Annotated in this window: 25 protein-coding genes and 1 pseudogene; 15 read left to right on the plus strand and 11 right to left on the minus strand. The window is 54.9% G+C overall.

All coding sequences use genetic code 11. The features are described from left to right. The first annotated feature begins 21 nt into the window (after positions 1-21). The 4 genes from ABIE11_RS02725 (at position 22) to ABIE11_RS02740 (ending at position 4,283) form a co-directional block, all read left to right on the plus strand. Positions 22-1,005 (plus strand): sensor domain-containing diguanylate cyclase, encoded by a 984-nt coding sequence (locus ABIE11_RS02725; protein WP_429183916.1) that lies wholly within the window; start codon positions 22-24, stop codon positions 1,003-1,005. 65 nt (positions 1,006-1,070) lie between these two features. Further along, positions 1,071-1,598, plus strand: coding sequence for an N-acetyltransferase family protein (locus ABIE11_RS02730; RefSeq protein WP_429183918.1), 528 nt, complete (start codon positions 1,071-1,073; stop codon positions 1,596-1,598). A 116-nt stretch (positions 1,599-1,714) separates the two neighbouring features. Next, a complete protein-coding gene (locus tag ABIE11_RS02735; protein WP_429183920.1) occupies positions 1,715-3,166 on the plus strand; it encodes a tagaturonate reductase in 1,452 nt (483 codons plus the stop codon). Between the two features lie 202 nt (positions 3,167-3,368). Continuing rightward, positions 3,369-4,283 carry a bestrophin family protein gene (locus ABIE11_RS02740; protein WP_100780169.1) on the plus strand — a complete coding sequence of 305 codons (915 nt, stop codon included), beginning with the start codon at positions 3,369-3,371 and terminating at the stop codon, positions 4,281-4,283. A gap of 7 nt (positions 4,284-4,290) precedes the next feature. Here the strand turns inward: ABIE11_RS02740 and ABIE11_RS02745 are convergent, their stop codons facing one another. Then, entirely contained in the window at positions 4,291-4,839 is a 549-nt protein-coding gene (locus tag ABIE11_RS02745) for a GNAT family N-acetyltransferase (RefSeq protein ID WP_100780878.1), read from the minus strand. A gap of 96 nt (positions 4,840-4,935) precedes the next feature. On the opposite strand from ABIE11_RS02745, the gene ABIE11_RS02750 reads away from it, so the two are divergent. Then, positions 4,936-5,424, plus strand: coding sequence for a GNAT family N-acetyltransferase (locus tag ABIE11_RS02750; protein ID WP_248858480.1), 489 nt, complete (start codon positions 4,936-4,938; stop codon positions 5,422-5,424). Next, positions 5,421-5,861 (plus strand): N-acetyltransferase family protein, encoded by a 441-nt coding sequence (locus ABIE11_RS02755; protein ID WP_429183923.1) that lies wholly within the window; start codon positions 5,421-5,423, stop codon positions 5,859-5,861. Before ABIE11_RS02750 ends, ABIE11_RS02755 begins: the two co-directional genes overlap by 4 nt. A gap of 6 nt (positions 5,862-5,867) precedes the next feature. Here the strand turns inward: ABIE11_RS02755 and tam are convergent, their stop codons facing one another. Together tam and ABIE11_RS02765 are read right to left on the minus strand one after the other, a co-directional pair. Then, positions 5,868-6,626, minus strand: coding sequence for a trans-aconitate 2-methyltransferase (gene tam, locus ABIE11_RS02760; RefSeq protein WP_129034923.1), 759 nt, complete (start codon positions 6,624-6,626; stop codon positions 5,868-5,870). Between the two features lie 57 nt (positions 6,627-6,683). After that, positions 6,684-7,259 (minus strand): nuclear transport factor 2 family protein, encoded by a 576-nt coding sequence (locus ABIE11_RS02765; protein ID WP_429183925.1) that lies wholly within the window; start codon positions 7,257-7,259, stop codon positions 6,684-6,686. Between the two features lie 111 nt (positions 7,260-7,370). Between ABIE11_RS02765 and ABIE11_RS02770 the strand changes: the two genes are divergently transcribed. Further along, positions 7,371-8,258 (plus strand): LysR substrate-binding domain-containing protein, encoded by an 888-nt coding sequence (locus ABIE11_RS02770; RefSeq protein ID WP_429183927.1) that lies wholly within the window; start codon positions 7,371-7,373, stop codon positions 8,256-8,258. Positions 8,259-8,296: 38 nt separating this feature from the next. On the opposite strand, the gene ABIE11_RS02775 is transcribed toward ABIE11_RS02770, so the two are convergent. Continuing rightward, entirely contained in the window at positions 8,297-9,187 is an 891-nt protein-coding gene (locus tag ABIE11_RS02775) for a DMT family transporter (protein ID WP_231275601.1), read from the minus strand. A gap of 104 nt (positions 9,188-9,291) precedes the next feature. Between ABIE11_RS02775 and ABIE11_RS02780 the strand changes: the two genes are divergently transcribed. Further along, on the plus strand, positions 9,292-10,626 hold the full coding sequence (locus tag ABIE11_RS02780; RefSeq protein ID WP_429183929.1) for a PLP-dependent aminotransferase family protein: 1,335 nt from the start codon (positions 9,292-9,294) through the stop codon (positions 10,624-10,626). Positions 10,627-10,641: 15 nt separating this feature from the next. On the opposite strand, the gene ABIE11_RS02785 is transcribed toward ABIE11_RS02780, so the two are convergent. Beyond that, the gene (locus tag ABIE11_RS02785) at positions 10,642-11,523 is read right to left on the minus strand and encodes a LysR substrate-binding domain-containing protein (RefSeq protein ID WP_429183931.1); all 882 of its coding nucleotides are present in this window, start codon (positions 11,521-11,523) and stop codon (positions 10,642-10,644) included. Between the two features lie 105 nt (positions 11,524-11,628). On the opposite strand from ABIE11_RS02785, the gene budA reads away from it, so the two are divergent. The 3 genes from budA to ABIE11_RS02800 are packed head-to-tail and all read left to right on the plus strand — an operon-like array spanning position 11,629 to position 14,891. Continuing rightward, entirely contained in the window at positions 11,629-12,408 is a 780-nt protein-coding gene (gene budA, locus ABIE11_RS02790; RefSeq protein ID WP_429184263.1) for an acetolactate decarboxylase, read from the plus strand. Next, the gene (alsS, locus tag ABIE11_RS02795; protein WP_429183933.1) at positions 12,380-14,101 is read left to right on the plus strand and encodes an acetolactate synthase AlsS; all 1,722 of its coding nucleotides are present in this window, start codon (positions 12,380-12,382) and stop codon (positions 14,099-14,101) included. The genes budA and alsS overlap by 29 nt, the downstream gene beginning before the upstream one ends. 19 nt (positions 14,102-14,120) lie before the next feature. Continuing rightward, positions 14,121-14,891, plus strand: coding sequence for a (S)-acetoin forming diacetyl reductase (locus tag ABIE11_RS02800; RefSeq protein WP_231275597.1), 771 nt, complete (start codon positions 14,121-14,123; stop codon positions 14,889-14,891). A gap of 95 nt (positions 14,892-14,986) precedes the next feature. Here the strand turns inward: ABIE11_RS02800 and ABIE11_RS02805 are convergent, their stop codons facing one another. From ABIE11_RS02805 to ABIE11_RS02820, 4 genes are all read right to left on the minus strand, one after another. Continuing rightward, positions 14,987-15,511 (minus strand): lipocalin family protein, encoded by a 525-nt coding sequence (locus tag ABIE11_RS02805; protein ID WP_107703563.1) that lies wholly within the window; start codon positions 15,509-15,511, stop codon positions 14,987-14,989. Positions 15,512-15,695: 184 nt separating this feature from the next. Further along, a complete protein-coding gene (arsC, locus tag ABIE11_RS02810; protein ID WP_429183934.1) occupies positions 15,696-16,124 on the minus strand; it encodes a glutaredoxin-dependent arsenate reductase in 429 nt (142 codons plus the stop codon). Positions 16,125-16,136: 12 nt separating this feature from the next. Continuing rightward, the gene (locus ABIE11_RS02815) at positions 16,137-17,426 is read right to left on the minus strand and encodes an arsenic transporter (protein ID WP_429183935.1); all 1,290 of its coding nucleotides are present in this window, start codon (positions 17,424-17,426) and stop codon (positions 16,137-16,139) included. A 45-nt stretch (positions 17,427-17,471) separates the two neighbouring features. Continuing rightward, the gene (locus ABIE11_RS02820; RefSeq protein ID WP_429183936.1) at positions 17,472-17,792 is read right to left on the minus strand and encodes a metalloregulator ArsR/SmtB family transcription factor; all 321 of its coding nucleotides are present in this window, start codon (positions 17,790-17,792) and stop codon (positions 17,472-17,474) included. 87 nt (positions 17,793-17,879) lie between these two features. Between ABIE11_RS02820 and arsH the strand changes: the two genes are divergently transcribed. Next, on the plus strand, positions 17,880-18,587 hold the full coding sequence (arsH, locus tag ABIE11_RS02825; RefSeq protein ID WP_429183937.1) for an arsenical resistance protein ArsH: 708 nt from the start codon (positions 17,880-17,882) through the stop codon (positions 18,585-18,587). A 306-nt stretch (positions 18,588-18,893) separates the two neighbouring features. Continuing rightward, on the plus strand, positions 18,894-19,256 hold the full coding sequence (locus tag ABIE11_RS02830) for a DUF4406 domain-containing protein (protein WP_129035296.1): 363 nt from the start codon (positions 18,894-18,896) through the stop codon (positions 19,254-19,256). Between the two features lie 60 nt (positions 19,257-19,316). On the opposite strand, the gene ABIE11_RS02835 is transcribed toward ABIE11_RS02830, so the two are convergent. Next, on the minus strand, positions 19,317-20,090 hold the full coding sequence (locus tag ABIE11_RS02835) for a DeoR/GlpR family DNA-binding transcription regulator (protein ID WP_429183938.1): 774 nt from the start codon (positions 20,088-20,090) through the stop codon (positions 19,317-19,319). An 86-nt stretch (positions 20,091-20,176) separates the two neighbouring features. Here ABIE11_RS02835 and ABIE11_RS02840 point away from each other — a divergent pair, with 86 nt between their 5' ends. Together ABIE11_RS02840 and ABIE11_RS02845 are read left to right on the plus strand one after the other, a co-directional pair. Continuing rightward, positions 20,177-20,761, plus strand: coding sequence for an NUDIX domain-containing protein (locus ABIE11_RS02840; RefSeq protein ID WP_100780147.1), 585 nt, complete (start codon positions 20,177-20,179; stop codon positions 20,759-20,761). Positions 20,762-20,833: 72 nt separating this feature from the next. Continuing rightward, positions 20,834-20,933: pseudogene (locus ABIE11_RS02845) on the plus strand (trans-aconitate 2-methyltransferase); the annotation flags it as partial. Between the two features lie 26 nt (positions 20,934-20,959). Here the strand turns inward: ABIE11_RS02845 and ABIE11_RS02850 are convergent. Next, on the minus strand, positions 20,960-22,150 hold the full coding sequence (locus tag ABIE11_RS02850; protein ID WP_429183939.1) for a cytochrome c biogenesis protein/redoxin: 1,191 nt from the start codon (positions 22,148-22,150) through the stop codon (positions 20,960-20,962). Between the last annotated feature and the right edge of the window lie 59 nt (positions 22,151-22,209).

Here is a 22,209-nt window from a genome sequence, read left to right on the forward strand (position 1 = left end):
AGCTGCGTGTCAGGAGACATCATGAAAGCGCCCGCGATCCCTGCCAATGAATCAGACCGTCTGCTGTCCCTGCGTGATTCCAGGCTTTTGGAGTCGAACAACCATCAACCCTACGATCGCATCACCCGGCTGGCAAAACGCCTGTTTGCCGTGCCGATGGCGAGGGTGAACCTGATCGACGAACGCTCGCTGGTGGCGCTCTCTTTAGACAATGCCATGGCCGCCGTTCTGCCGCGCAATCTCTCTTTCTGCGGGCATACGCTGTTTAATAACGCACCGCTGGTGGTGTCTGACCCGCGACATGATCCCCGTTTTGCCGATAATCCGCTGGTAAAAGGCCAGCCTGGCGTACGTTTTTACGCCGGGTATCCGCTGCGTCTGCCCGACGGCGCTATCGTCGGCACGCTGTGTTTGATGGACTATGTCCCCCGCGATTTTGTTGCGGCCGATCTTAACGCCCTGAGCGACCTGGCAGCGCTGGCGGAAGACGAGTTCGCTGCTGCCTGTGCGGCGACGACGGATGAGCTGACCGGGCTGTTTAACCGACGTGGATTTAATCAGTTAGCGGCGTTTGCCTTATCCGGCGCCCGGCGTCGTGCAGAGCCACTGACGCTCGCCTGGATGGATCTGGACCGCTTCAGACAGATTAACGAACGCTACGGGCAGGCAGAAGGCGATGCGGCGCTGAAAGCCATGACCGAGCTGATGCGCACCTCATTCCGTGAGGCCGATCTGCTGGTGCGTTACGGTAGCGATGAATTCGCGGTTCTGTTTGCCGATACGGATGAGCAGGGGGCCTGGATTGCGATGCAGTATCTCAATGAGCAGGTCGCGGAATACAACCAGCGTGGGCTGCATCCCTGGAGCCTGACATTCTCCTGGGGAATCTGTGAATTCGACCATCAGCAGGATGATTTGCAGCGCTGGCTACAGACCGCTCATGACAAAATCCTCGCCATGAAACAGCGATACAGTGCAGACAGCGGGCATAATAAAAGCCTATGAATGGCGTGCTTGCGTTAAATAATTGTTAAAGGCAATCTGAGGCGGTCTCTTCACAAGGAAATCCCATGACCGCCTCTCTGCACATTCACACCCTTTCACGTGACGATATTCTCTCGCATCTCGACTCACTGGCTGACATCCTCGAAAACTGCGTTAACGGTGGGGCGTCGGTGAGTTTTATGCTGCCTTTTGCGGCTGAAAAAGCGCGTCAGTTCTGGCTCGGCGTGGCGGAAAGCGTGGCCCGCCGGGAGCGCACCGTGCTGGCCTGTCGAGACGAAGGTGGCGAATTTTTGGGTACCGTTCAGCTCATCACCGATCAACCGGAGAACCAGCCGCACCGCGCGGATGTAGCCAAGCTGCTGGTCCACGAAAAAGCCCGCCGTCGCGGTGTGGCGATGCGCTTAATGGAAGCCCTGGAAGCGGTGGCAGTGGAGGAGGGTAAAACCGTGCTGGTACTGGATACGGCTTCGGGCAGCGGCGCTGAGACGTTCTATCAGCGTGCGGGCTGGCAAAAGGTCGGTGAGATCCCGCGCTACGCCCTGATGCCGGACGGCGAAATGACGGCGACATCAGTGTTCTATAAGTTTTTATAATATTTTTCACAATTGCTTTATGAATTGATCAAAACAGGGTTTCATGGTCGAAAAGTTTGATAAGTTATTGGACCAATCTTATCGGGCTGTATGACTAATTAAAAAAGGAACCCCTTGTGAACACACTCAATCGTCGTGATTTTCCCGGTGCTCTCTATCCTGAACGTATCATCCAGTTTGGTGAAGGTAACTTTTTACGTGCGTTCATCGACTGGCAGATCGACCTGCTGAATGAGCACACCGATCTGAATTCCGGGGTGGTGATTGTTCGTCCTATCCAGAGCGATTTCCCACCTTCACTGAGCACTCAGGATGGTCTGTACACCACGATCATTCGCGGCCTGAATGAGAAGGGCGAGGCTGTGAGTGACGCGCGTCTGATCCGCTCCGTGAATCGTGAAATCAGTGTTTACAGCCAGTACGACGAATTCCTTAAACTCGCACACAATCCGGATATGCGCTTCGTGTTCTCCAACACTACCGAAGCGGGCATCAGCTATCACGCTGATGACAAATTCGACGATGCGCCTGCCGTGAGCTATCCGGCAAAACTCACCCGTTTACTGTTCGAGCGTTTCAGCCATTTCAACGGTGCGGCCGACAAAGGCTGGGTGATTATTCCGTGCGAACTGATTGATTATAACGGCGATGCGCTGCGTGAACTGGTGCTGAAATATGCCCAGGAGTGGGCGCTGCCAGCGGCATTCACCCAGTGGCTGGTTGATGCCAACAGTTTCTGCTCCACCCTCGTGGACCGCATTGTCACCGGCTACCCGCGTGACGAAGTGGCCGCGCTCGAAACGGAACTGGGCTACCACGATGGTTTCCTCGATACCGCTGAACACTTCTATCTGTTTGTGATTCAGGGCCCTAAATCTCTGGCCGCCGAACTGCGCCTCGATAAATTCCCGCTTAACGTGCTGATTGTGGACGACATCAAACCGTACAAAGAGCGCAAGGTCGCAATCCTTAACGGCGCGCACACGGCACTGGTCCCGGTGGCCTTCCAGGCGGGGCTGGACACCGTCGGCGACGCGATGAACGACGCAGAAATCTGCGCATTTGTGGAAAAGGCCATCTACCAGGAGATCATCCCGGTGCTGGATTTACCAAAAGATGAGCTGGAATCCTTCGCCAGCGCGGTGACAGGGCGTTTCCGTAACCCGTACATCAAACACCAGCTGCTGTCGATTGCCCTGAACGGAATGACAAAATACCGCACCCGTATCCTGCCGCAGCTGCTGGCAGGGCAGAAGGCGACCGGGAAATTACCTGCGCGTCTCACCTTTGCGCTGGCCGCGGTGATCGCGTTTTATCGTGCAGAGCGTGAGGGTGAAAACTATCCGGTGCAGGACGATCTGCACTGGCTGGAGCGCTATCAGCAGCTGTGGGCACAGCATCATGACAAGCAGATCAGCACCAGCGAACTGGTAAAAGCGGTTCTCAGCGTGAGCGATCACTGGGAGCAGGATCTGACGAAAGTGAGCGGATTGGTAGAACAGGTTACGCTCGATCTGGATGCGATTCTTCTGAAAGGGATGCGCGCGGCCGTCAAACCGCTGTGCTAATCCTCTCGCCCGGCTCCGGCCGGGTTTTATTTAAAGCATCATTAGTTACAACATACTGTGTGCTTCGTTTTTTTATAACACACTTCGGCATCGTGCGCTTTTTGTCTAGCAGTTAAAAAGGGGCAGCAATCCTGTAACAAGCTTGCAACCGTGACGGCGATCACGTTTAATAGTCGCGCTCTTTATTGACCTGAAGCTGACTATGATTGTTCGTCCTCAACAGCACTGGCTGCGCCTGATTTTTGTCTGGCACGGCTCCGTCCTGTCTAAAATCTTTACCCGGTTGTTCCTTAACTTCCTGTTATCCATCGCTGTTATCGTGATGTTACCCTGGTACTCTTCCCTTGGGATCAAACTGACCGTTGCGCCGTTCAGCATTCTCGGCGTGGCGATCGCTATCTTCCTCGGGTTTCGCAATAACGCCTGCTATTCGCGCTACGTTGAGGCTCGCCAGCTTTGGGGGCAACTGATGATAGCGTCACGCTCGCTATTTCGCGAGGTGAAAAACACGCTCCCGGACGATCCGCATCTCAGCGAGTTCGTGCGTCTGCAGATCGCCTTCGCCCATTGCCTGCGCATGACGCTCAGACGCCAGCCGCAGGCGGAGCAGCTTTCACGCTATCTTTCTGCGTCACATTTACGCGCGGTGATGGATTCAAACTCGCCGTCGAACCGTATTTTGCTGATCATGGGCGAGTGGCTGGCGGTGCGCCGTCGGGAAGGGCAGCTGTCAGATATTCTGTTCCACAGCCTCAACAATCGTCTGAACGACATGTCCGTGGTGTTAGCCGGATGCGAGCGGATTGCCAATACGCCGGTGCCGTTTGCCTACACCCTGATTCTGCACCGCACGGTCTATCTGTTCTGCATCATGCTGCCGTTCGCCCTGGTGGTCGATCTGCACTACATGACGCCGTTTGTCTCGGTGCTGATCTCTTACACCTTTATCTCCCTCGATGCGCTGGCTGAAGAGCTGGAAGAACCCTTCGGCGTGGAAAATAACGACCTGCCGCTGGATGCCATCTGCAATGCGATGGAGATCGATCTGCTGCAAATGAACGATGAGCCGGAAATCCCCGCCCGCGTCTTACCGGACAAGCATTACCAGCTCACGTAATGAACATTCAGGAACGCTGCAAGGCGTTCCACTCTTCGCGGGTGATTTCCCATAACTCCGAGTCCAGCTCGCCGCTGACGTAGGCTTTCTTTTCGGTTCTCACCAGGCGCATTCCACTGCTGGTAGAGATCCGCTGTGAGCGCTGGTTGACGGCGGCTTTTGGCGCACGCAGAAGCGGTTTGTTCAGCGTATTAAACCAGAAGTCCGTCGCGGCAATGCTCGCTTCGCGCATATAGCCCTGACCCTGCCATTCGGGCGCCAGCCAGAATCCCCGATTATTATCCTCGACGTCGTACAGGCAGATCAGGCCAATCAGTTGATCGGGATTATCTTTGCAACGAATCGTCCAGAACCACGCCACGCCATTTTCCACATCCGGCAGGGCAACGTTGTTCACGTATGTTTCTGCGCCATCGGACGGATAGGGCCAGGGTACGCTCGCCACCATATAACGAACGATCTCCCAGCGCGGATATAATGTCTGGATTTGCAGCGCATCTTCCGCTTCCAGCGGTTTGAGTAACAGACGTTCAGTGGTTAACGTGGGCGTTTTCACGATTCGGATCTCCATTATTTGTCGTTATGTTTTTGTTTGCCTTCTGCTATTTTCATGATTACCACATTCTGCTGTGACTGAATAGCCGAGGAAAATATGACGTTAAGACTGGCCGCACCGGAAGAGGCCGAAAGACTCTGGCTCGTTCGCAATCTGGCCATCCGTGCAGGCTGCCAGAGTAGCTATGATAGTGACGTGATCGCCCGCTGGACGCCGGAGGCAATGCCGGAAAGTTACCGTCAGGTGATAATCGATAATCCCTTTTACGTGGTCGACGATGAGAAGGGAGAAATCGTGGCAAGCGGCTATCTCGATCTGGCCGCCAGCAGCGTGGAAGCGATCTTTACCGTCCCCGAAGCAGCCGGAAAAGGGCTGGCGGGGCGGATCATCGCGGCGATTAAAGCAGAGGCACGCGCACGCGGCATTTCGCAATTAACGCTCTCCTCAACGCCCAACGCGCAGACCTTCTATCAGAAACAAGGCTTTGTAACGGTTAGCGAGGGATTTCATTATTCAAGAATGGCCGACGCCCAGCTGCGTTGTATTCACATGACGATCGATTTAACCGGCGAGGAGACCCTATGACGATAATCGTAAGGGCGTTGCGTGCAGAGGATTATGCCGACTGGCGGCCGCTGTGGGATGGATACACCGCGTTTTACGAATGCAAACTCGATGAGTCCGTGACCGCGTCGACATGGGAAAGGGCGCTGAGCCCGCATTCTGCGCTGCTCTGTCGGGTCGCGGAAATGGACGGGAAAGTCGTGGGTTTCGCCCTGTGTGTACTGCATGAAGGGACATTTTCAACCGCGCCCGTATGCTATCTGGAAGATCTGTTTGTCGATGCAAATGTGCGTGGGAGCGGTGCCGGAAAGGCGCTGATAGAGGCCCTCCAGGCGGAAGGAAAGCGCGAAGGGTGGTCAACGCTGTACTGGGTGACGCGTCAAAACAACCCTGCGCGAAAACTGTATGACAAGTTTAGTGAAGCGGACGATTTTGTACGTTATCGCCTGTCGCTTTAAGTTCTTTTAAGGTTCACGACGGGCAACGATAAACAGGCGCGGGAAAGCCAGCAAAATCTGCCCGTTTTCCTGCAGCGGATACTGCTGCTCCAGAAGTTCAAGATAGCGATCCAGATAGTTCCGCTGCTCGTGTTCGCTCAGCTCCTGCAACCAGGGGCGCAATCCGGTGGCACTCACCCAGTCAACGATCGCCTGATGCGAACTCATTTTGTGATAGTAGGTGGTGCGCCAGATATCCACGTCGCACCCCGCGTCCGTCAAAATATCAAAATAGGCATGAACGCCGGGCAGCGGATCGCGGCTGCGGTCCGGGAAACCTTGCTCGTAAGCCACTTCACGCATCAAAACGTGCGATGGCTCATCACGATTATCTGGCATCTGAATCGCCAGCACGCCGTTCATTTTGAGCAGAGAAACCAGGTGCGGGAGCAGCTCGTAGTGATCGGAAATCCACTGCAGCGACGCGTTGGCATAGACAAGATCAACCGAATGCGCCGGGCGATAGGTTTGAATATTGGCTTCAATAAACTGGCATTCGGGCAACGCAACCCGCGCCTGTTCCAGCATGGCCGGTGAATTATCCACGCCAACAATGCGTGCCGATGGCCAGCGCTGATGCAAAAGTGCGGTGCTGTTTGCCGGGCCACAGCCCAAATCCAGCACATCCGTCACCTCATTCAGCGCCACTCTTGCCAGCAGTTCGGCGGCGGGACGAGTGCGTTCCGCGCCGTATTGCAGATATAAAGAAGGGTTCCAGTCGGCCATCATCGCATCTCCAGTTTGCGGGTTTCAGCAAGTGTAGATGATTGGCGATGGTTATGTTCAGGCGTTTAACCAGGCCTGGCCGTCAGCTTTCATTTTTCGCTCTAATTCACTGCCGCGCGTGGCAAAAACACGTTTAACCGGGAATCCGCTCTTTTCCAGCACGTAGGCGAGAGCGGCGTATTCACGCGGGTATTTCTCGGCAGTCGCCGCGTCTATCTCCACCACGCCCATCGGGAACGTAAAGGTGCCCATGTCGTAAATGCTCTGCCGATGGAACAGTTTCCAGACGCCGTCGCGTTTCTCCATCAGGTCGTAGAAACGGTTATGTCCGTTGCAGCCCACGTTCAGTTTGACGTTTTCGGCGATAATAATGGCGTTCGTTTCCACGATCGCTTTGTCACCCTTAAAAGTAATAATCGGGCTGCCCATCAGATGTTTGGTGCGGATATCCGATGTGCCCATACGCTCTGAACCCGTCACAAAATCACCGAAAAGCCCTTCAAACCAGGTGACTTCGATCGTGCCGTCAGGGTGAAAGAGTGAACGCAGCTGCTCCCATTCGTTCAAATCCCGGTGGATCCAGCCGTTGATCAGGTCGGTAATCTGCAGGCGATCTTCAGTTCTGTTTTCCATTTTTCGTGCTCCGCTAATGAAAGATGCATGGAGTATTCACCCTGCGTTCGATAACATCCAATACTATAAAATGACAGATTAATCAGATTTAATGATTGCTGGAGGTGCGACATGGATTTACGCCAGTTACGCTATTTTCTGGCCGTGGCGGAAGAGAAGCATTTTGGCCGCGCCGCTCAGAGCCTGAACATTGTCCAGCCAGCGTTGAGTATGCAGATCCGTGCGCTGGAGGAGGAACTCGGCGGCGCGTTGTTGGTTCGGACCAGCCGAAGCGTCGAGCTGACCGAAGCGGGAAAACTGTTCCAGACCGAGGCACGACGCACGCTGGAGCAGGCCGAGTTTGCCCGACACGCCGTTGCGCGTTCCCTGCGCGGAGAGACCGGCACGGTGCGAATCGGGTTTGCCGGGAATGCCGTATTCAGCGGGAAACTGATGCGTGATTTGCGTCATTTTCGCCAACGCTATCCGGATGTTGAGATGATTTTGCAGGAGGTCCCGGCGCAGCAGCAGGTGGAAGCCATTCTCGCCGGGCGGCAGGATATCGGCTACACGCCGGATCACAGCAAAACCCTGACCGCCGGAATCAGAGTGCAGAGGATAGGGGACTGGGACATTCTGGTGGCATTATCGGACGAACACCCGCTGGCTGAGCGTCCGCTATTCACCGTCGAGATGCTTGCCGGGCAGCCGCTGATCCTCTACGACGCCCATGATATGCATGAACATCTGTATCTCATGCTGAGCCAGCAGCTGCAAAACAGGCTGCAGATCGCACACCGTTCTGACAGCACCCTGAGCGTCCTGGCCCACGCTGCCGCCGGGATGGGGCTTGCGCTGGTTCCCGCACCGCTGCAGCAGGTGAACATTCCCGGCCTGGTTTATCGCCGTCTGAATGCCCCGGCGTTAACGGCCAATTTGCTGCTGATTAGCCGTGACACGGAGACAAGCGGCGCGGTGAACGCATTTCTGTCGTTAGCGGCACAGGGCGCGGCTCGTTGATCTGTCCCATGCCTCCATCATGGACATTCTGAATCGCGTTATTTGCCCCATTTCCGCGAACCGATGACGCACAGAATGACGCCTGCGGTGATAACGATCATCAACGGACTGACGCTTTCGTGCAGGAGCGTCGCCGACAGCCCCAGGCCGAAGAACGGCTGTAACAACTGCAGCTGACCGACGGCGGCGATCCCGCCCTGCGCAAGGCCTTTGTACCAGAAAATAAAGCCAATCAGCATGCTGAAAAGAGAGACGTATCCCAGCGCCAGCCAGGCGGAATATCCGATGTGGCTGAAGGAGGCCGGCTGGGTCATCACCGTGGCTGTCAGCATAAAGGGCAGAGAAATCAACAGCGCCCAGCTGATGACCTGCCAGCCTCCGAGTACACGTGTCAGTCTGGCGCCTTCGGCGTAACCCAGGCCGCAGACGATCACCGCAGCGAGCATCAGCAGATCGCCAACAAGGGAGACTGCCGCGCTTTGTGAGAGGGCAAAGCCCATCACCAGAACGCTGCCCAGCACAGAGAACATCCAGAAGGCTTTTTTGGGCCGTTCACCGCCGCGCAGCACGCCGAAAATCGCGGTGCTAAGCGGCAGCAGGCCGAGAAAAACAATCGAGTGCGCCGAGGTGACATGCTGAAGCGCCAGCGCCGTCAGCAGCGGAAAACCGATCACCACCCCAAGCGCGACCACGACGAGCGGCAAAAAGTGCGACAACTGCGGGCGTTTTTCCTTAAACCCGACGATCAGCATCATGGCGAAAAGACCGGCAATGGATGCCCGCAGGAACGTTAGGAAAAAAGGATTCATATCCAGCACCGCCACACGAGTGGCGGGTAGCGAACCGCTGAAAATGATGACGCCCAGCAGCCCGTTCAGCCAGCCGGACATCGCGTTGGAATCCGTTTTATGCACTACGGAATTGACCACGAACACCTCTTTATTTTCATCACGCCCGCAGGCTTGAGCATCTGTGAAGCCGATGGTAGTCTCATGAATCCGATACAATCAAAAAATTGTCATGGATACATTCGATGAAAGCCCGGTATAAAGCGATAGTGGATACCTTCGCAGCGTTGATTCGGGCGGGGACGCTCACGCCTGGCACCCGGCTGCCGACCCACCGCCACCTGTCACAGCGTGAAAAAATCTCCCTGGCGACGGCGACCCGCGTCTATACGGAGCTGGAGGCGATGGGGCTGGTGAGCGGCGAAACCGGGCGAGGGACGTTTGTTCGCGAGATTTCTGTACCTTACGGCCACGGGGTCGATCAACAGGCCGTGGCATCTGATGTGCTGGATTTGAACTTTAACTATCCCGCGTTAGCGGGGCAGGGAGAGCTGCTGCGCGAGGCGTTACGCCAGGTGTCGAACGCCGGTGATATCGAATCGCACTTACGTTATCAGCCCCATGCCGGGAGGCTGACCGATCGCGAGATTATTGCCGGGCATTTCTCCTGTCAGGGATTTCGCCCTGCGCCGGACAATGTCGTCATCGTCAATGGCGCCCAGCACGGATTGACCGTCACGGTGATGGGGCTGCTGCGCCCCGGCGATGTGGTGGCCGTGGACGCGCTGACCTATTCCGGTTTTAAAGCGCTGGCCACGTTATATCATCTGGAGCTGATCCCTGTCCCGTCGCGGGCTGACGGCCCCGACCTGAACGCGTTACAGCAGATTTGCCAAAAACGCCCTGTTCGGGCGGTGTACACCATGCCCACGTTGCACAACCCTTTGGGCTGGGTGATGAATCGCGAGCAGCGAAAAGTGCTGGCCGGGATCGCCCGCGCCCACGATCTCATCATTATTGAAGATACGGCGTATGCCTATTTGATTGGCAGGCCACCGCCGCCGGTCGCGGTTTATGCACCGGAACGCACGGTTTACGTCACCGGATTTTCAAAGAACGTGGCGACCGGGCTACGGGTGGGCGCGGTGATCTGCCCTGAATCGTACCGTCAGTCCCTGGAACGCGCGGTTCGGGCGACCAGCTGGAATACGCCATCCATCATGACAACTTTGGTGTGTAACTGGATTCAGGACGGTACGGTGTCGCGTTTTGAAACGCTGAAAAGACGCGATGCGCGCGAACGGCAGGCGGTACTCAGGGAGTCTTTAGGCGAGCTTGCGTGCATTACTCATCCAAATTCCTATTTCGCCTGGCTTCCCCTGGCTGAAGAGGCGCGCGCCGACCGGGTGGTAAAAGATCTGATGGACAACCATATCTCCGTTTCAACGGCAGAGCCGTTCTGTACGGCGCAGACCATCCCTCAGGCCATCCGCATCGCGCTGGGGTCGGTGTCGATTGATCATCTACGCACCGCACTGGTCAAGGTGCGTGAAGCGATAGCGTTAGAGCAAAGCCGCTGAACAGAAGACCGGAACTCAATCCACTTTCATCATCGCTAACAAACGTTTCACCGTCCGCGAGCGTTCGAAACGACGCCAGCAGAGGGCGATATCCGTAAAGAGTTCCGGTGTGGTCAGGGCATGATAGGTCACATCGGTCGGCGAAATGGCTGCCATCGACTGTGGCACCAGGGCGAACCCGCCCCCTGCGGCGACCATGCTCAGGGATGACGAAAGCTGGGAGGATTGCAGCGTATGGTGCATATCAATTCCGGCCCGCTCGCAGCAGCCGTAAACGCGCTCGAAAAGGGCTGGCGCAACCTCCTGCGGGAATAAAATCATTGGCGTATCCCGCAGCTGGTCCAGCGCCAGCGCGTCGCACGCCGAAAGGGGATGCGTACGGTGTAACGCCACCACCATCGGTTCCCGATCGAGTAATTTCAGCTCAAATTGCTTGCTGCTCTCGCACGGTAAACGCACAAAGGCGATATCCAGTTCCCCCTCCGCCAGCATCGTCATCAGCGAGGACATATTGGCTTCGACCTGGTGAACCGTCACCGCCGGGTTCTGAAGCTGATACTGATGAATTAGCGCAAAGATCTGCGGATGAAACGCATCAGAACTGGTGATCCCAATTGACAAATTCCCGCTAAGCCCACGCGCAATGCCCCTGGCTTTCTCCAGCGCAGCATCGCTCATCGCGAGGATTTTGCAGGCGTCCTCATAGAACGCTTCTCCCGCCTCGGTGAGTTCCACGCCCCGCGTCAAGCGCCTGAACAGTGGGGTGCCCACTTCCTCCTCAAGCCGCTTGATCTGCTGGCTCAGGGGAGGCTGTGACATCCCCAGTGCTTTAGCCGCTTTGGTGAAGTGTCGTTCGCGCGCAACCGCGACGAAATACCGTAGATAACGAAGTTCCATATCAAAAACGTCTCAAACCCGCATGCTTTCTATATTGGAACTCTCTGCTGAATCGGGTCAACATTTATTTAACCTTTATAAATAAAGTTGAAGAGGAAACGCATGATGACGCATTCATCTGCATGCGATTGTGAGGCGAGTTTGTGCGAAACCCTTAGAGGATTCTCGGCGCAACACCCTGACAACGTGATCTATCAGACATCGCTAATGAGCGCCCTGTTGAGCGGCGTGTATGAAGGGGAGACCACCATCGCCAGCCTGCTCACGCACGGCGATTTTGGCCTCGGCACGTTCAACGAACTGGATGGCGAAATGATTGCCTTTAGCAGCCAGGTCTACCAGCTGCGCGCCGATGGTAGCGCCCGCGCGGCAAAGCCGGAGCAAAAAACGCCGTTTGCCGTGATGACCTGGTTCCAGCCGCAATATAAGAAAACATTTGATGAACCGGTCAGCCGTCAGCAGATCCATGACGTGATAGACCAGCAAATTCCATCGGATAATCTGTTTTGCGCCCTGCGTATCGACGGCAACTTCCGCCACGCACACACCCGTACTGTTCCTCGTCAGACGCCGCCTTATCGCGCGATGACCGACGTGCTCGACGACCAGCCGGTGTTCCGTTTTAACCAGCGCAAGGGGGTTCTGGTCGGATTCCGTACCCCGCAGCATATGCAGGGCATTAACGTGGCGGGTTATCACGAACATTTCATCACTGACGATCGTCAGGGCGGCGGGCATCTGCTCGATTACCAGCTCGAGCAGGGCGTACTCACGTTCGGTGAAATTCACAAGCTGATGATTGACCTGCCTGCCGACAGCGCATTTTTGCAGGCTAATCTCCACCCGAGCGACCTCGATGCAGCGATCCGTTCCGTCGAAAACTAACAGGAGAATCATCGTGAACAGTGATAAACAGGCTCGTCAGTGGGCGCATGGTGCCGATATGATCGTCGGCCAGCTGGAAGCGCAGGGCGTGAAACAGGTTTTTGGTATTCCCGGCGCAAAAATCGATAAAGTCTTTGATTCACTGCTGGATTCTTCCATCAACATCATTCCCGTGCGTCACGAGGCGAATGCGGCGTTTATGGCGGCAGCGGTAGGGCGATTGACCGGTAAAGCCGGTGTGGCACTTGTCACCTCCGGTCCGGGCTGTTCGAACCTGATCACCGGTATCGCCACGGCCAACAGCGAAGGCGACCCCGTTGTTGCCCTGGGCGGGGCCGTGAAGCGGGCAGATAAAGCCAAACTGGTCCATCAGAGCATGGACACCGTCAGCATGTTCAGCCCGGTCACCAAATACGCCGTGGAGGTGAGTTCTTCGGATGCCATTGCCGAGGTGGTATCCAACGCCTTTCGCGCCGCTGAGCAGGGCAGACCGGGCGGGGCGTTTGTAAGCCTGCCGCAAGATATTGTCGATCTGCCGGCCACTGGCGCTATTTTGCCCGCCAGCACATCCGCACTCATGGGCCCGGCCCCAGACGCGGCGATTAATGACGTCGCGAAGCTCATCGAAAATGCCAAAAATCCGGTCATTTTGCTCGGCCTGATGGCCAGCCAGCCCGCGAACAGCGCGGCGCTGCATACGCTGCTGGAGAAAAGCGGTATTCCGGTCACCAGCACCTATCAGGCCGCCGGAGCCGTGAATCAACAGCACTTCACCCGCTTCGCCGGACGCGTCGGCCTGTTTAATAATCAGGCGGGCGACAGGCTATTACATCTGGCGGATCTGATTATTTGCGTGGGATACAGCCCGGTGGAATACGAGCCGTCTATGTGGAATAGCGGCGACGCCACCCTGGTGCATATTGATGTGCTTCCGGCCTATGAAGAGCGCAACTACGTCCCGGACCTCGAACTGGTCGGGGATATTGCCGGTACGCTAAACCGGCTCGCCAGCCGGATCAGCCATACGCTGGAGCTGAGCCCGCGCGCCACTGAAGTTCTCCTCGATCGCCGACATCAGCGTGACTTGCTCGACAGACGTGGCGCATCGCTTAACCAGTTTGCCCTGCATCCGCTGCGCATCGTGCGTGCCATGCAGGACATCGTTAACAACGACGTGACGCTCACCGTCGACATGGGCAGTTTCCACATCTGGATTGCCCGCTATCTCTACAGCTTCCGCGCGCGTCAGGTGATGATTTCAAACGGTCAGCAGACCATGGGCGTTGCGCTGCCGTGGGCGATTGGCGCCTGGCTGGTCAACCCTGGCCGCAAAGTCGTCTCGGTGTCCGGTGACGGGGGATTCCTGCAGTCGAGCATGGAGCTGGAAACCGCCGTGCGCCTCAAAGCCAACATTCTGCACATCATCTGGGTTGATAACGGCTACAACATGGTGGCTATCCAGGAAGAGAAAAAATACCAGCGCCTTTCTGGCGTAACCTTCGGCCCGGTGGATTTCAAAGCCTATGCCGATGCCTTTGGCGCGAAAGGCTTTGCCGTGGAGAGTGCCGACGCGCTGGAACCCACGCTACGTGCGGCGATGGAGGTCGACGGCCCTGCCGTGGTGGCCATTCCCGTCGACTATAGCGACAACCCGCTGCTGATGGGCCAGCTCCATCTCAGTCAGATTTTGTGAACTACTTAAGGACAAAGACATGCATAAAGTTGCTCTCGTAACAGGCTCCGGTCAGGGAATTGGTAAAGCGATTGCGCTTCGCCTGGTAAAAGATGGTTTTGCGGTTGCTATTGCCGATTACAACGCCGACACGGCAAAAGCCGTCGCCGATGAAATCACCCGTAACGGTGGCAAAGCCGTTGCCGTGAAGGTAGATGTATCGAACCGCGAGCAGGTGTTTGCGGCGGTAGAGAAAGCCCGGACGGCGCTGGGTGGCTTCGATGTGATCGTTAATAACGCCGGGATTGCGCCGTCTACGCCTATCGAGTCGATCACGCCTGAGATTGTCGACAGGGTTTATAACATCAACGTGAAAGGGGTGATCTGGGGGATTCAGGCCGCGATCGACGCTTTTCGCAAAGAGGGGCACGGCGGTAAGATCATCAACGCCTGCTCCCAGGCGGGCCATACGGGAAATCCTGAACTGGCGGTCTACAGTTCCAGCAAATTCGCCGTACGCGGCTTAACGCAGACCGCCGCGCGAGATCTGGCTCCGCTCGGCATCACCGTTAACGCCTACTGCCCGGGTATTGTGAAAACGCCGATGTGGGAAGAGATTGACCGTCAGATTTCCGATGCCGCAGGCAAACCGGCGGGCTACGGCACAGAAACCTTCGCCAAACGCATCACGCTTGGCCGCTTGTCCGAACCGGAAGATGTCGCCGCCTGCGTCTCTTACCTCGCAGGGCCTGATTCTAACTACATGACCGGTCAGTCTTTGCTGATTGACGGCGGAATGGTGTTTAACTAAAAAATAACGATAAGCTCTGACATGTGTTTCCCCTGCATCATTGCAGGGGCTTTTTTTATGCGCTGTTTTCTCTGTCGCCCGCTATCAGCTAATCCTTAATGCTTGACCCAGACCAGCTGTTCCACCGGGAAGCCCAGCTCACGCGCCGTCGCGAGGAAGTCCTGCTTGACCGCCTCTGGAAGGGTTGTTGAGCGAGAAAGTATCCATAAATAGTCGCGATTCGGGCCGCTGACCAGTGCGTGCTGGTAATCCTTATCCAGTTTAATCACGTTATAGCCGCCGTAAAACGGGCCAAAGAACGAGACCTTCAACGCTGCAGTGGTGGGCGCTCCGGTGAAGTACGCTTTCCCTTCACTTTCTTTCCACCTGTTCTTAATCGGATCATATCCACGGTTGAGTACGGTAATCCCCCCGTCGCTACGCAGACCGTACGTCGCTGTAACCTGTTCCATCCCTTTTTCAAAGCGGTTTTCCAGGCGCGCGATTTCATACCATTTACCGAGGTAACGGCTGGCGTTAAAGTCGCTGACAGGTTTCACGCCCTTTGGTGGGGTCGGTGATTTACATGCAACCAGCGTGAGCGCCACAGCGATACCCGTCATCACAGGCCATAGTTTCATGCGAACTCCTTTTTTTTTAGTAACCGGGAGTTAAGTGTAGTGTAAACAACAGGTCAGAATGATTATCACAAAAAATTGAGTATTTCCTGATAAGACGGCTGACGGTGAAAAGCGAAGGTTGCTCAGGTTATTCTGTACGGGCCTGAAAAATCAAAGAAGCACTGAGTGCTCCCTTGAACAGTCGTTATTTCTTGATCTGTTTTCCGTGTTCATCCACAACAGGTTCACCATCTTCTTTCGTGAACGCACCGCGCTGCTCTTCCGTCAAAATATCCAGCACCACCTCTGATGGCCTGCATAAACGCGTCCCCTGAGGGGTAACGACAATGGGCCGGTTGATGAGAATAGGGTGCTGTAACATGAAATCAATCAACTGGTCATCGCTGAAAGAGTCGTCTGCCAACCCTAATTGGTCATAGGGTTCGACATTTTTGCGTAACAGCGCCCGAACCCTGATCCCCATATCTGCAATCAGTTTCACCAGCTCTTCCCGCGTGGGCGGGGTATCCAGATAGAGGATAATCTTGGGTTCCGTCCCGCTGTTGCGGATCATTTCAAGGGTATTTCGCGACGTGCCGCAGGCTGGGTTGTGGTAAATAGTGATGTTGCTCATATCAGTACCTCATTACACAGTGAAAGACAGGCGAAGCGCCAGCGCGACCAGCGTCACAAATAGCACCGGGATGGTCATGACGATCCCGACCCGGAAGTAATATCCCCAGGTGATGGTCATATTTTTCTGCGCCAGAACGTGTAGCCACAGCAGTGTCGCCAGGCTACCAATCGGGGTGATTTTAGGGCCCAGATCGCTACCGATAACGTTGGCATAGATCATCGCCTCTTTGATGACGCCGGTCGCGGTACTGCCATCGATCGACAGCGCACCCACCAGAACGGTTGGCATATTGTTCATCACGGAGGAGAGAAACGCCGTCAGGAATCCGGTTCCGAGTGTCGCAGCCCACAAACCGTGATCGGCCAGTTGGTTGAGCAGAGCAGAGAGGGCGTGCGTCAGACCCGCATTGCGTAAACCGTAAACCACGAGGTACATGCCCAGCGAAAAGATCACAATCTGCCAGGGCGCGCCACGCAGCACGTTGCCGGTATTAATGGCATGCCCTTTTTTCGCGACGGCAAACAGAAGCAGCGCACCGACGGCAGCAACCAGGCTCACCGGCACGCCGAGCGGCTCGAGACCAAAGAATCCGACTAACAGCAGCACCAGAACCAGCCAGCCCATTTTAAAGGTCGCGCCATCCCGGATGGCCATTTTCGGTTGCTTCAACAGAGAGACGTCATAAACGGCAGGGATCTCTTTGCGAAAGAACACATGGAGCATGACCAATGTTGTAGCAATCGCCGCGAGGTTGACCGGGACCATCACTGCGGCATATTCCGCAAAGCCCAGTTTAAAGAAATCTGCCGATACGATATTCACCAGGTTTGACACGATCAGCGGCAGGCTGGCCGTATCGGCGATAAATCCGGCCGCCATGACAAAGGCCAGTGTGGCGCCTTTGCTGAAACCCAGCGCGAGGAGCATCGCGATTACAATCGGGGTCAAAATCAGCGCGGCACCGTCGTTGGCGAACAGCGCGGCCACCATCGCACCCAGCAGGATAATCCAGGTGAACAGCAGGCGGCCACGGCCATTGCCCCAGCGGGCAACATGCAGCGCGGCCCATTCAAAGAACCCGGACTCATCAAGAAGAAGACTGATGATGATCACGGCGATAAACGTGGCGGTGGCGTTCCAGACGATTTGCCAGACTACCGGGATATCTTCGGGATGAACGACCCCCGTCAGTAAAGCCAGACCTGCACCCAGCATGGCGCTCCAGCCAATGCCCAGACCCCGTGGTTGCCAGATAACCAGAACGAGGGTAAGCAGAAAAATTGCACCGGCCAATAACATCAGTCACTCCATTCATATCTATTCAGACGAATATGTAAACGCATTTCAGCATGCAGCAGGTGAAGCGTTGTTGAGCGTGTTGCGAATGTTTTCACGCTCACAGTTCCAGGCTGAGTTAATAATTGCCGCCGCCCACGCGGGCATATGTGGCGAAAGGCGATAGTGCACCCATTTCCCTTCACGACGATCGGAAACCAGCCCGGCCTCACGTAATAACGCCATATGGCGGGAAATTTTGGGCTGAGACTCTGCCGTTGCCGCACAGATATCGCATACGCAAAGCTCTCCGGACTCCCTGAGCAACATCACGATCGTTGAACGGGTTTCATCAGAGAGTAATTTAAAAAGCTGAACAGGCTGTAGCATGTTGCACCTCGATAAGATTTGACAACACATATGTTAATCCATATATGATAACTTTAAAAGTACAGCGTTTAAGAACGGAGCCATTTCATGAAACATCTACCCGCCATCGAACCACAATTCTTTGATGATACGGTCACCAGCAAAATTTCAGGCAGTGACCCAACAACGCCGCCACGCATTCTGATTCTCTACGGATCTATTCGGGAGCGTTCCTACAGCCGATTTGCCGCAGAAGAAGCGGGGCGGTTATTGACCGAAATGGGCGCCGACGTGAAGATGTTTAATCCATCGGGTCTGCCATTGCCGGACGACGCACCGGAAACCCATCCGAAAGTGCTCGAGCTGCGGGAACTGGTCAGATGGTGTGACGGGATGGTCTGGAGTTCTCCCGAAAGGCATGGCGCAATGAGTTCGGTGATGAAAGCGCAGATTGACTGGATACCGCTGAGTGAAGGCGCGGTTCGGCCGTCCCAGGGAAAAACACTGGCCGTGATGCAGGTTTGCGGAGGCTCGCAATCATTCAATACCGTCAACCAGATGCGAATCCTTGGCCGCTGGATGCGAATGTTCACCATTCCAAATCAGTCGTCAGTGCCGAAGGCGTGGCAGGAGTTCGATGAAGAAGGACGGATGAAACCGTCAGCCTGGTACGATCGAATTGTGGATGTCACAGAAGAGCTATATAAAATCACGCTGATTCTTAAAAAACACGCAGGTTATCTGTCCGACCGGTACAGCGAAAGAAAAGAGAATCACCAGGCGCTGTCGGCGCGAGTGAATCAGGCAAAAATCTGAGAACAGATTTCAGAGGGATGCGGAAAAGACCGGAGTGAATGAACTCCGGTTGTACATAATCAGCCTGATGTGAGTGGCAGATTTGAGTAGTTATTTGGTTGGTGCGCATAATGTATATTATGTTAAATGCGAGATTTAATAAAACAAACGCATTACCAGACCAGCTCTACACTTCTGCAACTGTCTTAAAACCTCTCCAATGCACAATATTACTTGAAATCACACGAAGCTGCCGATTAATATAAACCTCGAAACAAAAAACGCACAAACGTGCAAACTCATGCACTCTTATTTACTGAGGTTGATATGACACAACAGTTGATTTTAATCGCCGGCCCCTATCGTAGCGGCACCGATGGCGTGCAGGCGCGCATTGATGAAAACCTTGCCCGTCTTGAAAACGCGGCGTTAGCCGTCTATCAACGTGGCCACGTTCCGGTTATTGGCGAATGGCTGGCCTTACCGTTGGCAAAAATGGCTGGCTCGAAATCGATGGATGATGAAATCAGTGAAGCCATGTTGTATCCCGTCGCGCACCGACTCATTGCAAAATGTGATGCTATCTACAGGATTGCCGGCGCGTCCAAAGGTGCCGATATGGACATAGAGGTGGCGCAAACGCTGGGGCTTAAGATTTACACTGCGCTTGAGGATATCCCACAGGTTTGATGTTGCCTGCTGGCCTGTCGGCGTATCGACAGGCCGGACCATAAAGGCTTTTCGCGTGGGTTATGCCTCTTCCCGTTCAGAGGTCATCACCACGGAAATCCCCTTTTCTTTTACCGCGTTAATCCAGGCTCTATCGGTATCGTCTTCAACGACAATAGTGTTCACCAGCGAAAGATCGCCAATCACAAAAGATGACGCGGTATTGATTTTTTCGGGGGAAGCCAGCACAACCGTTTCGGCGGCTCTGCCGGAAAATGCACGTTTGATGCTCGCCTCTTCAAAATCACCGGTCGTCAGGCCCGCATCAGGATGGATGCCGGTCACTCCCATAAAGAACAGGTCCGCATGGATTTTTTCGATGCCTTCGATAGCAGCCGCGCCGACCGTAACAATAGAGTGTTTATACAGACGACCACCGATCAGGATAACCTCAATGGAGGGATGTTCGACAAGTCCCAGCGCAATGCCTGGGCTGTGCGTGACCACGGTTATCTTCAAATCAGGAGGTAAAAACCTTATCAGCTCTGAAGTGGTCGTGCCCCCGTCAATGATCACCACCTGGCCGTCAGAAATCAGCTGCGCACCTTTACGGGCGACATTTTTCTTGGCATCCATCTTTACCGATTTACGCTCAGCAAACGGAGCAATGGCCGAGGATGACGGCAGCGCTCCGCCGTGAACTCGCTGTAAACGCCCTTCTGCCGCCAGCTCGCGTAAATCACGCCGAATGGTGTCTTCAGACACCGCGAAGAGCATGCTGAGCGCTTTCGACTGGACCTGACCTTCAGCCTCGAGCTTTTCAAGGATCAATTGTTTTCGCTGTGTTGTGAGCATAAGGAATTCCTGATATTGCACGATTAATCTTGAAGCTGCACGACAATGCTGTTTATGATAATTACTCTACGTAAGGAGGAACAAACGTGCAATCAAAACGTGCAGATGTACGCATCATAGAAAGTGAGACACTGTCAGATAACTGGTACATCCTGAAAAAATATACCTTTGATCTGCAGCGGCGCGATGGTGAATGGCAGCGGCAAAATCGCGAAGTTTACGACCGGGGAAACGGAGCCACCATCCTGCTTTATAACCGGGATAAAAAGACAGTGATCCTGACCCGCCAGTTCCGCTTCCCTGTCTTTATTAACGGGCACGAAGATGACCTTATTGAAGCTGCTGCGGGCTTGCTCGATAACATGGATCCGGAAAGCCGGATTAAAGCAGAAGCGGAGGAAGAGACCGGCTATAGCGTTTCCCGCGTTGAGAAAATTTTTGAAGCTTACATGAGCCCAGGTTCCGTCACTGAAAAACTCTATTTTTATCTCGCCGAATACCAGCTGAAAGACAAAACCAGTGAAGGCGGTGGACTCAAAGCGGAGGGTGAGGATATCGACGTACTGGAAATGACGCTGGAAGAGGCACTGCGCGGCATTGAAACGGGCAGGATTGTCGACGGGAAAACCATCATGCTGCTTTATCATGTTGCCCTTAAAGGTATTCTGTAAATGCCTTAGGACAGATACCTGCCGCAGTGCAGGTGTCTGCGGGTGTTAAGCATGCACAACGGAGATGCAAAGATGGCCGACTGGAACCCTTCCCTTCACCTGCGACGCGGAGCCGAACGTATTCGACCCCGCCGCTGAATTGCTCGCCAGAATTCCTCTGGATGACGTGTCATTGCTCAACGCCAGCCCTGAGCAACGTTATGACCGGGCCTCTTTAAGCAGTTGCTGGATAACTTTTTCCTGCTGTTCATAGTTACCTTCGCCAAAAGAGGTATAACGTAACTGCCCTTTGGCATCGAAATAGTAATGTGCTGGCCAGTACTGATTTCCGAAGGCGTTCCAGATCTGGTAGTTATCATCCGTCACGACCCGATACAGCAGTTTCCATTTCTTCACCGCCTTTTTCACTGACGAGAGCGGTTTTTCCCACGGATATTCAGGCGTATGCACGCCGATTACCACCAGACCCTGGGACTGATATCGTGTGGCCCAGTCGCGGACATGCGGGAGCGTATGCTGGCAGTTGATACAGTCCCAGGTCCAGAAATCAATCAGTACTACTTTACCCCGCAATGATTCAGACGTGACAGGGTCACCATTAATCCACCCGGTTCCTCCACTTAACGAAGGCAACTGACTCATGGGTTCGGTCATTACCACCGGCCGCAGTTTTACTGGGGCAGTGGCGGGCTTAGCCAGGGTCAGAAGCGTCGTTTCAAGACGGTCTGCCACTCCATTTGCACCTTTCAGCACCGAGTTCATCCCCGTGGCGTTGAACGCAACAGCCGCTAACATCACCACACCCGCCCCCTTGCGCAATCTCTCCATCAGCGCTGATTTGGCCCGCAGCGGTGCCATCAATTTTCGACCACCGGCCATAAGCAGGCTCAGCATAAGCGCACATCCGCTGCCATACGCCGCCAACAGCGCGCCGGTGGTGATGGTCGAATGACCCGCAATATTGATACTGAAAATAGCCCCGAGGATCGGTCCGGCACAGGGAGACCAGAGCAGACCGACGGCAAGTCCGGCCAGGAAAGCGGAAAACATTCCACGCGTTTGTCCGCTGCGGGTGTTGAGGATATTGCCCGCGTTGACCGCAGGCCCGGCTATACGCTGGGCGAATGACGGGAAAATTAAGGCCATCGCGGCCGTACCCAGAATAATGAGTGCCAGCCAGCGCCCTATTATCGTGGCATCCGTGATCCATTCGCTGGCAACAGTGACAACCATCGCCACCACGGTAAACATCACGATCATCCCTGCCAACAGAGCCAGAATATGTCTTCGCTGCCCCTGAAAACCGGCAAACAGAAGAGGAATCACCGGGAGTGTACATGGACTGAGCAGGCTTATCATCCCGCCCAGAAAAGCGATTATCAAAAACATAAAAACCTCACATTACAGATGGCCTGCGACGCTGCAGTGAGGGTATTTCATCGTACGGA

The sequence above is a fragment of the Lelliottia sp. 489 genome, assembly GCF_050435885.1.
GTDB lineage: Bacteria > Pseudomonadota > Gammaproteobacteria > Enterobacterales > Enterobacteriaceae > Enterobacter > Enterobacter nimipressuralis.